At 63.6% G+C, this 17,621-nt stretch carries 17 protein-coding genes and 1 riboswitch; all 17 genes read left to right on the top strand.

What is annotated here, in order from left to right:
- Window positions 1-14 precede the first annotated feature (14 nt).
- The 17 genes from B5E67_RS04140 to B5E67_RS04060 all read left to right on the top strand — a co-directional run bounded on the left by B5E67_RS04140 (window position 15) and on the right by B5E67_RS04060 (window position 17,618).
- Window positions 15-659: a ferredoxin-like protein gene (locus B5E67_RS04140; RefSeq protein ID WP_087363929.1), complete on the top strand. Its 645-nt coding sequence runs from the start codon at window positions 15-17 to the stop codon at window positions 657-659.
- Between the two features lie 12 nt (window positions 660-671).
- Window positions 672-2,840, top strand: coding sequence for an aldehyde ferredoxin oxidoreductase N-terminal domain-containing protein (locus tag B5E67_RS04135; RefSeq protein WP_087383110.1), 2,169 nt, complete (start codon window positions 672-674; stop codon window positions 2,838-2,840).
- A 30-nt stretch (window positions 2,841-2,870) separates the two neighbouring features.
- Complete coding sequence (locus B5E67_RS04130) at window positions 2,871-3,794, top strand: hypothetical protein (protein ID WP_087383107.1); 924 nt, start codon at window positions 2,871-2,873, stop codon at window positions 3,792-3,794.
- Between the two features lie 33 nt (window positions 3,795-3,827).
- Window positions 3,828-3,977: riboswitch (molybdenum cofactor riboswitch) on the top strand.
- A gap of 267 nt (window positions 3,978-4,244) precedes the next feature.
- Window positions 4,245-5,483: a gephyrin-like molybdotransferase Glp gene (glp, locus tag B5E67_RS04125; protein WP_087383104.1), complete on the top strand. Its 1,239-nt coding sequence runs from the start codon at window positions 4,245-4,247 to the stop codon at window positions 5,481-5,483.
- The gene (mobB, locus tag B5E67_RS04120; RefSeq protein ID WP_087246714.1) at window positions 5,473-5,991 is read left to right on the top strand and encodes a molybdopterin-guanine dinucleotide biosynthesis protein B; all 519 of its coding nucleotides are present in this window, start codon (window positions 5,473-5,475) and stop codon (window positions 5,989-5,991) included. The genes glp and mobB overlap by 11 nt, the downstream gene beginning before the upstream one ends.
- A gap of 15 nt (window positions 5,992-6,006) precedes the next feature.
- Window positions 6,007-7,026: a molybdopterin-binding protein gene (locus tag B5E67_RS04115; protein ID WP_087383101.1), complete on the top strand. Its 1,020-nt coding sequence runs from the start codon at window positions 6,007-6,009 to the stop codon at window positions 7,024-7,026.
- 66 nt (window positions 7,027-7,092) lie between these two features.
- A complete protein-coding gene (gene moaC, locus B5E67_RS04110) occupies window positions 7,093-7,590 on the top strand; it encodes a cyclic pyranopterin monophosphate synthase MoaC (protein ID WP_087383098.1) in 498 nt (165 codons plus the stop codon).
- The gene (gene moaA / locus B5E67_RS04105) at window positions 7,583-8,560 is read left to right on the top strand and encodes a GTP 3',8-cyclase MoaA (RefSeq protein WP_087383095.1); all 978 of its coding nucleotides are present in this window, start codon (window positions 7,583-7,585) and stop codon (window positions 8,558-8,560) included. Before moaC ends, moaA begins: the two co-directional genes overlap by 8 nt.
- Before the next feature lie 6 nt (window positions 8,561-8,566).
- Window positions 8,567-9,499, top strand: coding sequence for an MOSC domain-containing protein (locus tag B5E67_RS04100; RefSeq protein ID WP_087383092.1), 933 nt, complete (start codon window positions 8,567-8,569; stop codon window positions 9,497-9,499).
- 81 nt (window positions 9,500-9,580) lie between these two features.
- Entirely contained in the window at window positions 9,581-10,483 is a 903-nt protein-coding gene (gene modA, locus B5E67_RS04095) for a molybdate ABC transporter substrate-binding protein (protein WP_087246719.1), read from the top strand.
- A gap of 84 nt (window positions 10,484-10,567) precedes the next feature.
- Complete coding sequence (gene modB, locus B5E67_RS04090) at window positions 10,568-11,239, top strand: molybdate ABC transporter permease subunit (protein ID WP_087246720.1); 672 nt, start codon at window positions 10,568-10,570, stop codon at window positions 11,237-11,239.
- A complete protein-coding gene (locus B5E67_RS04085) occupies window positions 11,236-12,285 on the top strand; it encodes an ATP-binding cassette domain-containing protein (protein ID WP_087383089.1) in 1,050 nt (349 codons plus the stop codon). Before modB ends, B5E67_RS04085 begins: the two co-directional genes overlap by 4 nt.
- Before the next feature lie 201 nt (window positions 12,286-12,486).
- Window positions 12,487-13,215 carry a response regulator transcription factor gene (locus tag B5E67_RS04080; RefSeq protein ID WP_087383086.1) on the top strand — a complete coding sequence of 243 codons (729 nt, stop codon included), beginning with the start codon at window positions 12,487-12,489 and terminating at the stop codon, window positions 13,213-13,215.
- Entirely contained in the window at window positions 13,208-14,512 is a 1,305-nt protein-coding gene (locus tag B5E67_RS04075) for a histidine kinase dimerization/phospho-acceptor domain-containing protein (RefSeq protein WP_087383083.1), read from the top strand. The genes B5E67_RS04080 and B5E67_RS04075 overlap by 8 nt, the downstream gene beginning before the upstream one ends.
- 261 nt (window positions 14,513-14,773) lie before the next feature.
- Window positions 14,774-15,685, top strand: coding sequence for an HlyD family efflux transporter periplasmic adaptor subunit (locus B5E67_RS04070; RefSeq protein WP_087383080.1), 912 nt, complete (start codon window positions 14,774-14,776; stop codon window positions 15,683-15,685).
- Window positions 15,682-16,422 (top strand): ABC transporter ATP-binding protein, encoded by a 741-nt coding sequence (locus B5E67_RS04065; RefSeq protein WP_087383077.1) that lies wholly within the window; start codon window positions 15,682-15,684, stop codon window positions 16,420-16,422. Before B5E67_RS04070 ends, B5E67_RS04065 begins: the two co-directional genes overlap by 4 nt.
- A complete protein-coding gene (locus tag B5E67_RS04060; protein WP_087383074.1) occupies window positions 16,419-17,618 on the top strand; it encodes an ABC transporter permease in 1,200 nt (399 codons plus the stop codon). Before B5E67_RS04065 ends, B5E67_RS04060 begins: the two co-directional genes overlap by 4 nt.
- Window positions 17,619-17,621: the final 3 nt, after the last annotated feature.

Here is a 17,621-nt window from a genome sequence, read left to right as displayed (position 1 = left end):
GAGGAATAGAAGCTATGGCAAAAATTGATTTTCTGACGGCTGACATGACCCGCCGCCAGTTCATGAAGATCTCGGGCAAGAGCCTTGCAGGGCTCACCCTCTCTGCATCCATGCTGTCCCTCTTCGGCTGCTCTCAGGAGCAGGTGGACAGCGGCGCCGTGGCCACCTGGGCTCTGCCCCAGGGCCTGCTGGTGGTCAATGCAGACCTGTGCACCGGCTGCCAGCGCTGCGAGATCAACTGCACCCTGTCCAATGACGGCGTATGCTCCTCTTACATCAGCCGCGTCAAGATCCAGCGCCGCCTGAACCTGGACGGCGCCGGCAACGGCCTGCTGTCGGGCGACGAGAACTGCTGGGTCTACTTCCCCGACACCTGCCGCCAGTGTGAAGATCCCGCCTGCGGCAACGCCTGCCCGCAGAAGGCTATCACCACCAATGCCCAGGGTATCCGCGTGGTGGATACCGACAAGTGCATCGGCTGCGGCGCCTGCGTCGAGGCCTGCCCCTGGCACATGCCCACCGTCAACCCGGAGACCGGCAAGTCGTCCAAGTGCATCGCCTGCGGTGCCTGCGTGGCTGGCTGCCCGTCCGGCGCTCTGTCCATCGTGGACTGGGATGCCGTCACCAGCGCAGCACAGGCTGCTTACATGGAACTGTAAGGAGGAACTACAATGGCTGAAACTTATGGCTGGGCAGGTAAAATCCTGCGCGTCAACCTGACCACCGGTGAGATCACCACCGAGGACGACACCAAATACCATGAATATATCGGCGGCATGGGCATGGGCTACCGCATCATGTACGATGAGGCTCCCATGGATCTGGATCCGTACGATGAGAAGACCCCCATCATCTTCGGTGTGGGCCCCCTGACCGGTTCCGGCGTGCCCTGCTCCGGCCGCATGAACGTCACCTTCCGTTCCACCTGGTCCAAGGGCAAGTCCATCATCGACGGCCACATCGGCGGCCACATCGGCCCCATGCTGAAGTATGCCGGCTACGACGGAATCGTCATCACCGGTATCTCCTCCACCCCCGTCTACCTGCGCATTGAGGACGACCAGGTCTCTCTGGAGGACGCATCCGCTATCTGGGGCAAGGGCACCTTTGCTTCCAACAAGTGGCTGATCGAGCAGACCGGCCGCGAGTTCGAGTCTGCTTCCATCGGCCCCGCCGGTGAGCACCTGGTGGACTACTCCACCATGAACACCAGCTTCGGCAACTCCGCCGGCGCCGGCCTGGGCGCCGCCATGGGCAACAAGAAGCTGAAGGGCATCGCCGTCCGCGGCACCGGCAGCGTCAAGGTTGCCGATCCCCAGAAGGTTCTGGAGCTGTCCAACTACATGCTGGGCAACCTGATCGGCGGCAACAACAACCACAACGTCCCCGCACAGCCCCAGAGCTGGGCTGAGTACAGCGCCACCTCCGGCAAGAACCGCTGGTCCGGCGCTCCCGGCCGTATGTGGAAGAAGGCCCCCGGCGGCCCCATCGACACCGGCGAGCAGCCCTACAACGACATCAACAAGATCGCTCTGCGCTGCTTCAAGGGCTACTTCGACTTCGGCGCTCCGGCTGCTGAGTACACCGTCAAGAACGGCGGCTGCTCCTCCTGCCCCATCCGCTGCTACACCGAGTACGACATCGATCCCCTGGCCGATTACGATCTGCCCACCCACAACTCCAACACCTGCATGCCCGTCCTGTACGGTGACCGCGTCTACCCCTACGGCCTGCACGACTTCAAGTACGAGGGCGACGCCAAGCTGGTCATCAACCTGGCCTGGGCTCACGCTGTGGACGATATGGGCGTCTGGGACAACTACGGCAACCTGAACCGCGACCTGCAGTGGTTCCTGAACCTGCCCCGCGAGGAGGCTCTCAAGTACGTCAGCGCCGAAGAGTACGATTCCCTGCCCTGGGAGTGGTGCAAGGCCGGCGATCCCCGCTGGGAGGTTGAGCTGATCCGCCGCATGGCTTACGGCGAGGGCGACCTGTCCGTCATCGCCAAGGGCACCCTGGCCATGATGGAGAAGTTCGGCCTGCCCAAGAGCTGGCTGGACCGCGACGACGGCACCACCAACTCCAACCTGATGTACAACGGCTATCCCAACCACCACGGCCCTGCTGAGGCATGGCAGGTCGGCATGCTGTACAACCTGGTTTACAACCGTGACTGCATGGTCCACGAGATCGTCTGCGAGACCGGTTCGGGCGCGCCCTTCGAGGTGACCAAGAAGGTCATGGAAGACTTCTTCGGCGAGGGCTGCTACGACCGCGCCAAGGCCTACACTCCGATCAACGAGAACAAGGTCAAGCTGGCTGCCTACTGCGTCAACGACAAGAATTTCCACGACTCCGCCACCCTGTGCAACTGGATGTGGCCCATGACCCAGTCTCCCTCCAAGGAGCGCAACTACAAGGGCGACCTGGATCTGCAGGCCGATTTCATGACCGCCGTCACCGGCGAGACCTACACCCAGGCCAGCCTGCAGGAGACCGGCGAGAAGATCACCCAGATGCTGCGTGCCATGACCGCCATCAGCTTCCAGCTGAACTGCGGCAGCGCCAACCTGCGCCAGGAGCACGACGCCATCTGCGACTGGGTCTTCGACAAGGAGCCTGACTTCCAGGCCTTTGAGGAAGGCACCACCAAGCTGGACCGCGATGACATGAAGAAGGCCATCGACATGTTCTACACCCACTACGGCTGGGATCTGAACACCGGTGTTCCCACCCGTGAGACCCTGGAGAAGTTCGGCCTGTCCGACATGGCCGACGATCTGGAGGCCCGCGGCATCTACAGCCAGAGCACCGCTGCTGCCGAGACCACCGCAGAATAATCCATACTTCAGAAACGAGAGGAACCAATCATGCTGTTTGGCAGACGTAAACCCGGTTACACCACCACGGTGGACGGCTCGGACCCGGAGCAGATCATTCTGGACCTGCAGAAGGCCGAAATGGCAGCCAAGAAAAAGCCCAAATCGGAGGTTTTTGACATGGACGCCGCCAGCGAGACCGCCCGCCGCCTGAAGGAGACCGGAAGTGTGTTTGATGGCAGCGCCGCCAAGACGGGCGAGGACGTGATCGCCGCCGTGGAAAAGGAGACCGCGGCCCTTGCTGCAAAGCAGGCCGCCGCATCCGACGCTGCAGCCGCATCCACCCCGGAAGCCGCCGCGGAGAATCCGGCCGGGCAGGACCTGCTGGATTTCCTGGCAGCTGCCCCAGAGGCAACCAACGACCCCTTTGCGGATCAGCCCACCGTCACCGCCCCTGAGCTGCCCCAGCTGACCCCCGCGCAGGAGCTGGCGGGCTATATCCGCTCCCGCTCCGCCTCCGCGCTGGTCACGCCCCATGCTCTGCTGGTGAGCGAGGTGGAAAACGCCGACGAGCTGCTGGCTCAGATGCCGGAGGATCCCCAGTGCCAGGACATTGTGTCCCGCAAGGGCGCCAAGGACATCTACTACTACTCCAACGCCAACATGAGCGACAATTACGCTATGATTGCCCAGCTCATTGAGGACAAGGATCTGTGCACCATGGTGTCCGAGATGGTGCGGTTCAACGCCCGCATCTATCCCAGCGCCACCCCGATGCGGTATTTCCGCCGCTCGCCCTACAACCTGTCTCAGGAGGAGGTCGAGCAGACTTGGCAGGCCATGCAGGCCCGTCCGGAATACGCCGACATCGAGGAGCTGACCAACAACCAGAACGAGCGGTTCCTCTTCTCTACCAAGTATCTCACCCGCCGCTATGCCAAGGCCATCAGCGACGTGGACGATTACTGCGACTAATCTCTTTTCACAACTGAATACGGGTACAAGAGCTTCTTTGAGCAAAGGCGTCTAAACCCCGGAGGGGGCAGGACGCCGCGCCGCAATGCCAAGGGTCCGGCACCCCGGGCCGGCATTCAAGGGTGGAGGGGGAAACCCCGCCGCCTTCCCGCAGAAGAAACGCTGCAATTTGAAAAAAAGAACTCCTCCCATCCCACACAAGAGCCTGTGCTGACCGCAGGATCGCTGCCACTGCAAGGGCAGCCGCCAGCGGCGGGGGCTTCACCGGCGTGGCAGGCTGCAAACTGCTGTTTTGCCGGGCATTGTGCGGATATTCTGCGGAGGCGTTTTGGTTTTCAAAATCAAAACGTCTCCGCTTTTTTCACCTGCCTTTGAACAGAATATCCCCGGGCCGGGCCCTCTGAGCCATAGCAGAGCAGGCCCCGCCCGGGCCTTTTGGAGGATTTTTTCATGAAACAGCCTTTTTGCGCTCCCGCCAAGGCCCTGCGCTGCGTCCTGGACGCGGCGGCAGCTCTGCCCCGGCCCGAGGCGGAACTTGTTCCCCTGGACGCAGCCTGCGGCCGGATCGCGGCCCGGGACCTGTGCGCCCGGATGGACCAGCCTCCCTTCCACCGCAGCCCCCTGGACGGCTACGCTCTGCACAGCGCCGACACAGCCGGGGCCTGCCGGGAAAATCCGGTTTCTCTGCCGGTGGTGATGAAGCTCTACGCCGGTGACGCCCCCGCCGCGGCCCTGCCTGCCGGCTGCGCGGCCCGCATCATGACCGGCGCCCCCCTGCCCGAAGGGGCCGACTGCATTCTGATGCAGGAACTGACCGACGGCGGCGAGGAGACCGTCCAGATTTACGCCGCCCTCAAGCCCAACCAGAACGTGGTATTCCGCGGGGAGGATATTGCCGTCGGGGCTGTGATTGCCCCGGAGGGAACGGCCCTCACCCCGGCCCATCTGGGCGTGCTGGCGGGCCAGGGCTATGCCGAAGTGCCGGTCCACCGGACCTTCCGGGTGGGCGTGCTGGCCACCGGCAGCGAGCTGCTGGACCCGGGCGAGCCCTGGGCCCCCGGCAAAATTTACGACGCCAACGGCATCCAGAACGCCGCCCGCCTGGGCCAGATGGGCTTTGCCGTGGAGCGCCGCCACTGCTCGGACGACCCGGACCAGATCGCCCGGCAGATGGAGGAGATGCTGACCCGCTGCGATGCAGTCATCACCAGCGGCGGCGTCTCGGTGGGGCAGAAGGATTATCTGCCCCAGGTGTTGGAAACCCTGCACGCTGAAATTCTCTTTGCCGGGGTGGCCCAGAAACCCGGCAGCCCCATGCTGGCAGCCCGGTTGGAGGGAAAACTGGTGTTCTGCCTGTCGGGCAACCCCTTTGCGGCGGCGGCAACGCTGGAACAGTACGCCCTGCCCGCCCTGCTGCGGGCCGCCGGCCGCCGGGAGGAGGACTGCGTCCTCCCCCGCACCCGCCGCACCCTGACCACCGGCTTTTCCAAGGCCAGCAAGGGCACCCGCTTCCTGCGGGCCCGGGCCCTGGGCGGCGAGGTGGCCATCCCCGGGGAGGGCAACGCCGAAGTACACTCCTCGGGCAGCCTGTCCGCCATGATCGGCTGCAACTGTCTTGTGGAGCTGCCTGCGGGCAGCGGCCCGGTGGAGCCGGGCGAAACGGTGGAGGTGCTTTCCTTTGTACAGTGAAGAAAAACAGGCCCTTGCCGCCGAACTGACCTTGAAACAGCCCGCCGTGCTGGCGGTCAGCGGCGTCCACAACAGCGGCAAAACCACCCTGCTGGAAAAGCTTCTGCCCCTGCTGCGCCGCCGGGGCCTGAAGGTGGGCGTCATCAAGCACGACGGCCATGACTTTACCCCCGACGTCCCCGGCACCGACAGTTTCCGCCTGCGGGAGGCCGGCGCCGACGGCGTGGCGGTGTATTCCAGCCAGCGCTACCTGCTGACCGAGACTTTCCGCCTGACCGAACAGGATCTGCTGGCCCTGTTTGAGCGCCACGGCTACGACCTGGTGCTGCTGGAGGGCTTCAAGTCCAGCGGCTGGCCCAAGATCGAAGTGGTGCGCAAGGCGGTGTCCGAGACCCCCGTTTCGTTCCACCCGCTGGCGATTGTGGGCGACATTCCCGGCGCAGACTTTGGCCTGGAGGAGACAGAAGCCCTGGCCGACTGGATCTGCGCCCAGATGCCGGCCCTGTAAGGAGAACGTGAAATTATGAAACTGATCCGCACTGTTGACGCGGCAGGCCAGGTGCTCTGCCACGATATTACCCAGATTATCCCCGGCGAGTTCAAGGGAGCCCGCTTCCGCAAGGGCCACATCGTCCAGCCCGAGGACATTCCGGTGCTGCTGAGCATCGGCAAGGAGAACCTGTATGTCTGGGAGAAGACCCCCGGCATCCTCCACGAGGACGAGGCCGCAGCCCTGCTGTACAAGGCGGCCGCCGGCAAGAACATCCACGGCACCGAGCCCAAAGAGGGCAAGATCGAGCTGATTGCCGACTGTGACGGCCTGCTGAAGATCCGCCGGGAGGCTCTGCTGGCGGTGAACCGCACCCCCCAGATGATGATTGCCACCATCCACGGGGACCTGCCGGTGAAAAAGGGCCAGAAGCTGGCCGGCACCCGGATTATCCCCCTGGTGATCGAGCAGGAAAAGATGGACGCCATGCAGCAGGCTGCCGGTGACGAGCCCATCCTCAACGTGCTGCCCTTCCAGGCCAAGAAGTTCGGCGTGATTACCACCGGCAGCGAGGTCTTTAAGGGCCGCATCGAGGACAAGTTCACCCCCATTCTGGTGGGCAAGCTGGCCGAATACGGCTGCGAGATGCTGTTCCACAAGGTCTGCGACGACGACCCCGCCGGCATCACCGCCGCCATCCTGGAGGCCAAAGAGGCCGGCTGTGAGCTGATCTTCACCACCGGCGGCATGAGCGTGGACCCCGACGACCGGACCCCCCTGGCCATCAAGAACACCGGCGCCGAGATCATCACCTACGGCGCGCCGGTGCTGCCGGGCGCCATGTTCCTGGTGAGCTATCTGGACGGCGTGCCGGTGTGCGGCCTGCCCGGCTGCGTCATGTACGCCAAGCGGACCATCTTCGATCTGCTGCTGCCCCGTCTGCTGGCGGATGATCCCATCACCGCCGTGGACATCGCCCGTCTGGGCGAGGGCGGCCTGTGCCTGGGCTGCGCCAACTGCACCTGGCCCAACTGCGGCTTCGGCCACTGCTGAGCCGGTTTTCCACAAAAGAGACCACGGACGTTGAAACGTTCTGAGATAGAGAAAGAGTATTCATTCATGAACGAAAACAACCTGACCCATTTTGATGCCGCCGGCAATGCCGTGATGGTGGACGTGAGCGAAAAGCCGGTCACCGCCCGGGAGGCCACCGCCCACGGCATCATTACCATGAACGCCGAGGCCTTCGCCGCCGTCCAGAACGGCACGGTGAAAAAAGGCGACGTGCTGGGTGTGGCCCGCATTGCGGGCATCATGGCCACCAAGCGCACCAGCGAACTGATCCCCCTGTGTCATCCCCTGCCCCTGACCAAGGTGTCCATCGAGTTCAACCTCCTGCCCGAGCGGCAGGCGGTGGAGGCCCTGTGCACCGTCAAGACCAGCGGCGTCACCGGCGTGGAGATGGAAGCCCTCACCGGCGTTTCCACCGCCCTGCTCACCATCTACGACATGTGCAAGGCCGTGGACAAGGGGATGGAGCTGGGCGAAATCCATCTGGAGAAAAAGAGCGGCGGCAAGAGCGGCCTGTACATCCGGGCGGAGGGCGGCTATGTTTGATGCAACACAGCGGGACATCCACTACCTGCGCCTCTCGGTCACCGACCTGTGCAACCTGCGGTGCCGCTACTGCATGCCGGACGGGGTGGAGAAGCTGGAGCGGGAAGACATCCTGACCTATGAGGAGTTCCTGCGCCTGGCGGCCCTGTTTGCCGCCTGCGGGGTGGACACCGTCCGGGTCACCGGCGGTGAGCCCCTGGTCCGCAAAGGGGTGGACCAGCTGGTGGCCGGCCTCAAGGCCATCCCCGGCATCCGCAAGGTGACCATGACCACCAACGGCATCCTGCTGGCCCAGCAGCTGCCGGCCCTTTTGGAGGCCGGGCTGGACAGCGTGAACATCAGCCTGGACACCCTGTCCCCCCAGGTGTTTGCCCGCATCACCGCCCGGGACGAGTTCGCCGCCGTCCAGAAGGGCCTCCAGGCCGCCCTGGAAAGCCCCCTGCCGGTCAAGCTGAACTGCGTGCCCCAGGTGGGGGTCAACGAGGGCGAGCTGGAAGACCTGGCCGCCCTAGCCATCGACCGGCCCCTGCAGGTGCGGTTCATCGAGATGATGCCCATCGGCTTTGGGGCAGCCATGCCCTGCATCTCGGGGCCCGAGCTTCTGGCCCGGTTTGAGCGCCGCTGGCCCGGCCTGGCTCCCCTGCCCGAGGCCGAGAGCCACGCGCTGGGAGACGGCCCCGCCGTCTACTACACCGCCCCCGGCTGGAAGGGCAGCATCGGCCTGATTGCCGCCGTCCACGGCAAATTCTGCGGCCAGTGCAACCGGGTGCGGCTGACCAGCCAGGGCTTTCTGCGGCCCTGCCTCGCCAGCGAGGCGGGATGCGACCTGCGGGCCCTGCTGCGCAGCGGTGTCGACGACGCGGCCCTGCTGCAGGCCATCCGGAACACCATCTGGAACAAACCCCTGGAACATCACTTTGACAGCAAAGCCATCCCCGCCACCCGCGGGATGTATCGAATTGGAGGATAAAGGATCATGGGAAAGTTACTGGCTATCTGCACCAGCCCCCAGCGGGGCACCGTCAAGACCGAAGTGCCCAGCGCCACCCTCACCCCTGAATGGGGCATCGTGGGGGACGCCCACGGCGGCAGCTGGCACCGCCAGGTCAGCCTGCTGAGCGCCGAGAAAATCGAGGCCTTCCGCCAGAAGATCTGGGTGGACTACGGCGCTTTCGGCGAGAACCTGGTCATTGAGGGCTTTGATTTCCGCAGCCTGCCGGTCACCAGCCGGTTCGCCATCGGCGACGTGGTGCTGGAAATGACCCAGATCGGCAAGGAGTGCCACAACGACTGCGTCATCAAGCAGAAGACCGGCGAGTGCATCATGCCCCGGGAGGGCGTGTTTGCCCGGGTGCTGCAGGGCGGCGAGATTCATGTGGGGGACGAGGTGACCATGCTGCCCGCCCTGGAGAATCCCCCCCTGCGGGCCGCCGTCATCACCCTGTCGGACAAGGGCAGCCGCGGCGAGCGGGAGGACAAGAGCGGTCCCCTGATTGTGGAGATGCTCACCGCCGCCGGCTATGTGGTGGAGGAGACCATGATCCTGCCCGACGAGATGAAGCCCCTGAAGGCCCAGCTGATCCGTCTGGCCGACGGCCGCCAGGTCAACCTGATCCTGACCACCGGCGGCACCGGCTTCTCTCCCCGGGATATCACCCCCGAGGCCACCTGCGCCGTGGCCGACCGCAACGCCCCCGGCATTGCTGAGGCCATGCGGTACCACAGCCTGTCCATCACCCCCCGCGGCATGCTGAGCCGCGGCGCCAGCGTCCTGCGGGGCAAGACCCTCATCGTCAACCTGCCTGGCAGCCCCAAGGCGGTGAAGGAAAACCTGGAGTACATCCTGCCCAGTCTGGAGCACGGCGTGCGGATTGCCGCCGGCCTGGACGGCGAGTGCGCCCGCAAATAAGGTTTCCCGTCCTGTGCTTTTCCGGCCAGAGCGCGAACATAAAGGGAATGCAACCCATCACACCTTTAAAGGAGAAAATGTATGAAAAACAATCGGATCTCCCGCCGCAGTTTCCTGTATGCCGCCGGTCTGGCCGGCGCTTCCGCTGTGCTGACCGCCTGCGGAAGTTCTTCTTCCAGCAGCACCGCCTCTTCTGCCGCTTCTGCGGCCTCCTCGGCCGCACCGGCTTCTTCGGCTGCCGCAGCCGAGCCGGTGGAGCTGATCGTCTTTGCCGCCGCCTCCCTCACCGAGACCCTCACCGCCATCGGCGAGGCCTATTCGGTGGAGAACCCCGGCGTGACCTTCAGCTTCAACTTTGATTCCTCCGGCACCCTCAAGACCCAGATTCAGGAGGGCGCCGACTGCGACCTGTTCATCTCCGCCGGCCAGAAGCAGATGGACCAGCTGGACAGCGCCGCTTCCGCCGAGGTGAACACCGAGGGCCTGGACTGCGTGGACAGCGACAGCCGTGTGGACCTGCTGGAAAACAAGGTGGTTCTCTGCGTGCCGGAGGGCAGCGACAAGGGCATCGACAGCTTTGACGCCCTGGCCGAGCACCTGGAAGCCCAGGATATCCTGTTCTGCATGGGCAACAGCGACGTGCCCGTGGGCCAGTACACCCAGAAGATTCTGGCCTACTATGGCCTGGACGAGGAGGCTCTGGCCGCTGCCGGCGTCATTACCTACGGCTCCAACGTCAAGGAAGTCACCACTCAGGTCATCGAGGCCAGCGTGGACGCCGGCGTGGTGTACTGCACCGACGCCTACAGCGCCGGCATCACCCCGGTGGACGAGGCCACCAAGGAGATGTGCGGCCAGATCATCTATCCCGCCGCCGTGATGAAGGCCGCTCCCCATGCCGATGCAGCCCAGGCCTTCCTGGACTACCTGCGGACCGAAGACGCCGGCGCCGTCTTTGAGAGCGTAGGCTTCACCGCACTGTAAACCCAACGACACAGAACATTCTGTCATCTCGCCCTCTCTGTCTCCGTTCGGGGGAGAGGGCGGCTTTGTTTAAAGGGATCAACTATGGACTGGTATCCTCTCTGGAACAGCCTGCGCATTGCCCTCATCAGCTGCGCGGCGGTGTTCTTTCTGGGCATTTTTGCCGCCTATTACATAGCCAAACTCCCCCGCACCCTCAAGGGTGTGCTGGATGTGGTGCTGACCCTGCCCATGGTACTACCGCCCACCGTGGTGGGCTATTTCCTGCTGCTTTTGCTGGGGGCCAAGCGGCCGCTGGGCATCTTTTTTGCGGAGCACTTCGGCATCAAGCTGGTGATGAACTGGTACAGCGCCATCTTCGCCTCCATTGTGGTGGCCTTTCCCCTGATGTACCGCACCGCCCGGGGCGCGTTTGAGAGCTTTGACGAGACCCTGGCCTGGTCGGCCCAGACCCTGGGCCTGTCCAACACCTGGATTTTCTGGCGGGTGCGGATGCCCTATTGCCGCCAGGGAATTCTGGCCGGCACCGTGCTGGCCTTTGCCCGGGCTCTGGGAGAATACGGCGCCACCAGCATGATCGCCGGCTACACCCCCGGCAAAACCGCCACCATCGCCACCACGGTATACCAGCTCTGGCGCACCAACGATGAGGCAGGCGCCATGCAGTGGGTCCTGGTGGACATCGCCATCTCGGCGGTGGTGCTGCTGGCGGTAAACCTGCTGGAACGCAAACAGAAAGCAGGTGTCCGCGCATGAGCCTGGAAGTCAACATTGAAAAAGCCTTTGACGGCTTTACCCTCCGGTCCCGATTCACCGCCGGAAACACCGCCACGGCGATTCTGGGGGCCTCGGGCTGCGGCAAAAGCATGACCCTTCGCTGCATCGCCGGCATCGTCAAGCCCGACCGGGGCCGCATTGTGCTGGACGGCCGGGTGCTGTTTGACAGCGAAAAAGGCATCGACCTGCCGCCCCAGCAGCGGGGCGTGGGGCTGCTGTTCCAGAACTATGCCCTGTTCCCCAACATGACGGTGGAACAGAACATCCTCTGCGGCCTGCAGGCCGAAAAAGACCCCGCCGCCCGCCGGGCCCGCTGCCGGGATATGCTGCGGGCCATGCGCCTGGAAGAGGTGGCCCGGCACCGCCCGTCCCAGCTGTCCGGCGGCCAGCAGCAGCGCACCGCCCTGGCCCGCATCCTGGTGGGCCGCCCCCGCATCCTGATGCTGGACGAGCCTTTCAGCGCCCTGGACAGCTACCTGCGGGAAGAAGTGGAGAGCGAAGTGGGCAGCCTGCTGTCCTCTTTTGCAGGCACCACCCTGCTGGTCACCCACAACCGGGACGAGGCCTACCGCCTGTGCCGGGAGATGATCGTCATGGACGACGGCCAGGTGCTGCGGGCCGGCCCCACCAAGGAGGTCTTTGCCGACCCGCAGAGTGTCACCGCCGCCCGGCTCACCGGCTGCAAGAACATTCTGCCCTGCACCCCGGTGGACGGCCACACCGTCCGCCTGACCGGCTGGGGCGTCGATCTGCGCCTGGCCCAGCCGGTGCCCCCCGACTGCAACGCCGTCGGCGTGCGGGCCCACAACTTTACCCCCTGCCCGCCGGACGCCTGCAACGCCCTGCCGGTGAAGGTCACCTCCACCAGCGAAAATCCCTTCGACTGGAATCTCATCTGCACCGCCCCCGACGGCGAAACCCGTCTGTGGTGGAAGATCTCCAAGACCACCCTCACCGACGGCCAGCCCCTGGCCCCCGCCTGTCTGTCCGCCGCGCCGGAGGACATCATGCCTCTGCGGGGATAAGGCATCCGCAGGGCGCAGATCCAGGCCAAGCGGTCTGTCGTTATACAACAACCAGGGCGTCCCGCCGGGGACGCCCTGGTTTTGTTTTTCCGCTGTCCTGGCCGCATTTTAAGATTTCCTAAGAAAAATTTCATGGAAATCACAAGATCTCTCCATTATACTTAGATTGAGACTGAGATGATCCAGAGAGGAAGCGATACCATGGCAGAACAGACCATTTTGATTGCCGAGGACGACGCCGACATCCGGGACGGCGTGCGGATTTTGCTGGCCGGCGAGGGCTACCGCATCCTGGAGGCCGAAAACGGCCCCAAGGCCCTGAAACTATTCTCCTCGGAAGTGGACCTGGTGATCCTGGACGTGATGATGCCGGGCATGTCGGGGCTGCGGGTCTGTGAGGAGCTGCGGAAAATTTCCACCGTTCCCATCCTGTTTCTGACCGCCAAGTCCCAGGAATCGGACAAACTGCTGGGCCTGACGGCGGGCGGGGACGACTATCTGGCCAAACCCTTTTCCTTCGCCGAGCTGAGCGCCCGGGTCAAGGCGCTGCTGCGCCGCTACTGCGTCTATCAGGGCAAAGCCAAGCCCGGCGCGGCCCCTGCGGCCAAGCGGCTGTGCGCCCACGGGGTCCAGCTGGAGCTGGACTGCAACCGGGTCTGGGTGGACGGCCGGGAGGTCAACCTCACCGAGACCGAATACAAAATCCTGCGGCTTCTGATGCAGAACCCCCAGCGGATTTTCCCGGTCCAGACCCTCTACGAGCTGGTGTGGAACGAGCCCTATTACTATGTGTCCAACGGCACCGTCATGGTCCACATCCGCAACCTGCGGACCAAGATCGAGGAGGACCCCCAGTCTCCCCGCCGCATCTGTACCGTCTGGGGCAAGGGCTATCATTTCACCAACGGCGGAGAGGACGACCATGAATAAGCGGGACGGAATTACAGCCCAGTTCATCCGGCTGCTGGTGTTCGCCGGGCTGGGCTCTCTGCTGCTGTTTGCCACCAGCCGGCTGGCCTTCCGGTTTGCTCTGACCGCCTATGTGGACCAGACCAATTTCATCCAGCGGGAGACCGCTCGCCAGCTGGAGGAGTTTCAGACCTTTGTCACCGAGGAAAACCTGTCCAGCAAGGACGTTCGTCCCATCACCGACTGGGTCCAGAAGCACAACCTGACCCTGCTGGAGCTGTACCGGGACCACGTCCTGGTCTACAGCTCCTTTGCCCCGGGGCGGGAAATCAAGGGCGAACAGGACCAGCGGGTCCCCTTCTACGACTGGCAGCCCTATGCCACCATCCATTTTGCCGACGGGGACTTTGAGGCCCTGCTCTACTGCAACACCATCCGCACCTATGAGCTGCTGGGGACCACCGTCCTCCTGATCTTCTGTCTGGGGCTGTTCCTAGCCGTCTTCTTGCTGGGCTGCCGCCGGATTGTGCGGTACATATGTCTCTTGAGCGACGAAATCCAGGCCATGGAGGGCGGGGATCTGGATCACAGCATCACGGTCCAGGGCAGCGATGAGCTCACCACCCTGGCCTCCTGCCTGGACTCCATGCGCCTGACCCTCCGCCGCCAGCATCAGCAGGAGGCCGAAACTTCCGCCAAGGTCAAAAACCTCATCACCCAGATGTCCCACGACCTGCGCACCCCTCTGACCACCCTGCTGCTCTACACCGAAATCGTCCGGTGTCACAAATACCAGGACGAGCAGCAGCTGCAGGATTATCTGGCCAAAATCGACCGCAAGGCCCGCCAGATCAAACACCTGTCGGACAACCTGTTCGAGTATGCTCTGGTCACCCGGGACAGCCCGGTGATGCTGGACCAGCCCGCCAGCCTGTCCCAGATTTTCGAGGGGCCTCTGGCCGAAATGGTGGACCAGCTGCAGCAGCACGGCTTCATCTGTACTTTGAACCTGGGCAGCGAGGATTTGTCCCTGACCGTCTACGAGCCCTACATCCGGCGGATTCTGGACAACATTACCTCCAACATCCTTAAATACGCCGACCCGGCCCATCCGGTGTCGGTCACCTTTGTGCGGGAGGAGGACGACGCCGGGCTGGCGTTCGCCAACGTTACCCTGTCCGACACCGATTCGGTGGAAAGCACCAAGGTGGGCCTTGTCAGCATCCAGACCATGATGGAGAAAATGCACGCCGACAGCCGCGCCGAAAGCGACGGCCGCCGGTTCTGCATCACCCTCCTGTTCCCTGTCAATTCCTGAATCCAGCGCCCTAAAGCGGCGCAGCAGATGGGATAAACCCGCCTGCTGCGCCGCTTTTTGTGTCCCGGGTTCATAAAAACTTCACCCTCCTTAAGGCGTCTTAAGGTTTTTTTACGGCGATTCCTAAGATTCGTCCTGTATTCTTCAAACTGTCCAGAGGAGCCTGGCTGCCGGACCATTCCGACCGGCGTCGGATACAGGACCCACGGTCCCGGGCCCGGCACGCCGCTGGCAAACCCAAAAGGAGGGGCATCACATATCATGTTCAGGAAAAAACAACCGGAGGACTCCACCGCGCCGCGCCCGGCTGCTCCGGGCGGAAAGGGCCTTACGTCCTTTTTCAGGCGCCACTGGAAACCCACCGCCGCTGTGGTCTGTGTGGCCGCCGCAGGCGCTGCGATCCTCATCCCCAAGGTGATGGCGCAGCCGGCCTCCGCCGGTGTGGAGTACATCGAGGTGGAGCCGGAGCTTCGGAGCATTGTCAACGTATTCAGTGAGTCCGGCACCATCGAGGCCGCCGAAACCTACGAGGTCCGGTCCCTGGTCCGGGGCGACGTGCTGACATCCGACTTTGAAGAGGGCGACATGGTGGAGAAGGGCACCATCCTCTACACCGTCGACAGCTCCGACGCCATCAACAACGTGGAGAAAGCCGAGCTCTCGGTGGACCAGGCCCAGCGGGATTACGACGACGCCGTCAACGCCCAATACGTCCGCACCGACATCGGCGGCACCGTCATTTCCATCGACGTGGCCCCGGGAGACGCCGTCTCGGCCGGGCAGGAGATCGCCACCATTCGGGATAACTCCTCCCTGCTGCTGACCCTCAGCTTCCCCGCCGCCGACGCCGCCCTGTCCATCCCCAATGCCGCAGTGGTCCGGGGCGGCTACGTCCTGGTGACCGAGGACTCCCCCAGCGCAGCCAACGCAGCGGACGGCATGACCGCCCCCGACGGCTATGTCTACGTCAAAGTGGAGACCGGCGTCAGCGATGACAACTACATCGCCATCACCAGCGGCCTCCAGGAAGGCGACACGGTGGCCTATGACTCCACCGCCGCCACCATCTCCTCCACCGGCAGCGACGGCATGATGATGCCCGGCGGCATGGGCGGCATGCCCAGCGGAGGCGGTATGCCCAGCGGCGGCGCACCGGGAGGTGGGATGCGATGAGCGCACTGATTGAGTTTGATTCGGTCTGCAAGTACTACCAGATGGGCGATACCCTGGTGAAGGCCGCCGATCATATCTCGATGCAGATCAACAAGGGAGAGTTTGTGGCCATCGTGGGCCAGTCCGGCTCGGGCAAATCCACCTGCATGAACATCATCGGCTGTCTGGACGTCCCCACCGAGGGCACCTACAAGCTGAACGGCCGGGATGTGGGCAGCATGGGCACCAACGAGCTGGCCGAAATCCGCAACGAAATGCTGGGCTTTATCTTCCAGCAGTACAACCTTCTGCCCAAGCTGGATCTGATGGAGAACGTGGAAGTCCCCCTGATCTACGCCGGCGTTTCCACCTCGGAGCGGTACCGTCGGGCCAAAGCCGCCCTGGAACAGGTGGGGCTGGGCAAAAAGCTCCACAACAAGCCCAGCCAGCTGTCCGGCGGCCAGCAGCAGCGCGCCTCCATCGCCCGGGCCCTGGCCGGCGATCCGGCGGTGATTCTGGCCGACGAGCCCACCGGCGCGCTGGACAGCCACACCGGCCGGGAAGTGCTGGGGATGCTGCAGGAACTGCACCGCCAGGGCAACACGGTGGTCCTGATCACCCACGACAACTCCATCGCGGTGCAGGCTGAACGGATCATCCGGCTGGAGGACGGCCGCATCGTCTACGACGGCGACGCCCATTCCCCCGACGCGGTGGTCCATCCCAATTACGCGCTGGAACAGGAGGGCACCCCATGATCTATGAGACCTTCCGCCAGGCGCTGAAAAACATCTGGAGCAACAAGTTCCGCACCCTGCTGACCATGCTGGGCATCATCATCGGCATTCTGGCCGTGATCGTCATTGTGGGTCTAGGCAATGGCATGACCGCCAGCATGAAAGACAGCTTCTCCTCCATGGGCACCAACACCCTGACCGTCAACATCATGGGCTACGGCTCCCGCATGGTGTCCATCGAGGACGTTTACAACATTGTGGAGGAAAATCCCGACCTGTTCGAGGACATTTCCCCGGTGGTCAGCCTGGACGGCTCGGTCAAGATCGACACCGACACCTACGGTGAAACCAGCGTCAGCGGCGTCAGTGAGACCTATCTGGGCATCTCCAACTACACCATCGCCGAAGGGCGCGGCATCCAGTATGTGGACCTGGTGGACAACAAAAAGGTCTGCGTCATCGGCGACTACCTCAACCGGGTGGCCTACGGCGGAAACGGCATCGGCCAGACCCTCAAGGTGGGCCCCGAAAAGTTCACCATCGTGGGCGTCCTGGAGGCCCAGGTCTCAGACCCCACCTCCCAGGAGGGCAGCGACGACGACTGCGTCTTTATCCCCTATACCACCGCCCTGCGGATCATCAAGAGCACCTCGGCCAACTCCTATATAGTCACCCTGGTGGATGAGAACCAGGCCGCAGAGGGCGTGGCGGTGTTTGAAGCCGCCCTGACCAAGCTGCTCAACTCGGACGAAGGCTTCTTTGTCACCAGCATGAGCGAAATGCTGGACACCATGACCTCGATGATCAACATGGTCATCACCATCCTGACCGCCATTGCAGCCATATCGCTGCTGGTGGGCGGCATCGGCATCATGAACATCATGATGGTCTCGGTCACCGAGCGGACCCGCGAAATCGGCATCCGCAAGGCCCTGGGCGCCAAGGAGCGCTCGGTGCTAGCGCTGTTCGTCATCGAAGCAGCCACCACCTCGGCGCTGGGCTGCCTCATCGGCATTGTCCTGGGGTATCTGGTCTCGGCGGCAGCCAACCAGGTGCTGCCCATGATCCTGACCGACATGGAACTGACCGTCAGCCCATCGCCCAGCTCGGTGGTCATCGCCTTTGGCGTTTCGGTGGGCATCGGCATCCTGTTTGGCTATCTGCCCGCCAAGCGCGCAGCGCGGCTCAATCCCATCGAAGCTCTGCGCTATGACTGAGAA

It is taken from the genome of Faecalibacterium sp. An122, assembly GCF_002160895.1.
Lineage (GTDB): Bacteria > Bacillota > Clostridia > Oscillospirales > Ruminococcaceae > Faecalibacterium.
The sequence above is the reverse complement of the archived record's forward strand: the minus strand, read 5'-3'. Positions and strand labels throughout refer to the sequence as shown.

Coding starts and splice junctions, on each gene's coding strand:
- B5E67_RS04140 (WP_087363929.1), top strand. CDS start 15: ATGGCAAAAATTGATTTTCTGACGGCTGACATGACCCGCCGCCAGTTC.
- B5E67_RS04135 (WP_087383110.1), top strand. CDS start 672: ATGGCTGAAACTTATGGCTGGGCAGGTAAAATCCTGCGCGTCAACCTG.
- B5E67_RS04130 (WP_087383107.1), top strand. CDS start 2,871: ATGCTGTTTGGCAGACGTAAACCCGGTTACACCACCACGGTGGACGGC.
- glp (WP_087383104.1), top strand. CDS start 4,245: ATGAAACAGCCTTTTTGCGCTCCCGCCAAGGCCCTGCGCTGCGTCCTG.
- B5E67_RS04115 (WP_087383101.1), top strand. CDS start 6,007: ATGAAACTGATCCGCACTGTTGACGCGGCAGGCCAGGTGCTCTGCCAC.
- moaC (WP_087383098.1), top strand. CDS start 7,093: ATGAACGAAAACAACCTGACCCATTTTGATGCCGCCGGCAATGCCGTG.
- moaA (WP_087383095.1), top strand. CDS start 7,583: ATGTTTGATGCAACACAGCGGGACATCCACTACCTGCGCCTCTCGGTC.
- B5E67_RS04100 (WP_087383092.1), top strand. CDS start 8,567: ATGGGAAAGTTACTGGCTATCTGCACCAGCCCCCAGCGGGGCACCGTC.
- modA (WP_087246719.1), top strand. CDS start 9,581: ATGAAAAACAATCGGATCTCCCGCCGCAGTTTCCTGTATGCCGCCGGT.
- modB (WP_087246720.1), top strand. CDS start 10,568: ATGGACTGGTATCCTCTCTGGAACAGCCTGCGCATTGCCCTCATCAGC.
- B5E67_RS04085 (WP_087383089.1), top strand. CDS start 11,236: ATGAGCCTGGAAGTCAACATTGAAAAAGCCTTTGACGGCTTTACCCTC.
- B5E67_RS04080 (WP_087383086.1), top strand. CDS start 12,487: ATGGCAGAACAGACCATTTTGATTGCCGAGGACGACGCCGACATCCGG.
- B5E67_RS04075 (WP_087383083.1), top strand. CDS start 13,208: ATGAATAAGCGGGACGGAATTACAGCCCAGTTCATCCGGCTGCTGGTG.
- B5E67_RS04070 (WP_087383080.1), top strand. CDS start 14,774: ATGTTCAGGAAAAAACAACCGGAGGACTCCACCGCGCCGCGCCCGGCT.
- B5E67_RS04065 (WP_087383077.1), top strand. CDS start 15,682: ATGAGCGCACTGATTGAGTTTGATTCGGTCTGCAAGTACTACCAGATG.
- B5E67_RS04060 (WP_087383074.1), top strand. CDS start 16,419: ATGATCTATGAGACCTTCCGCCAGGCGCTGAAAAACATCTGGAGCAAC.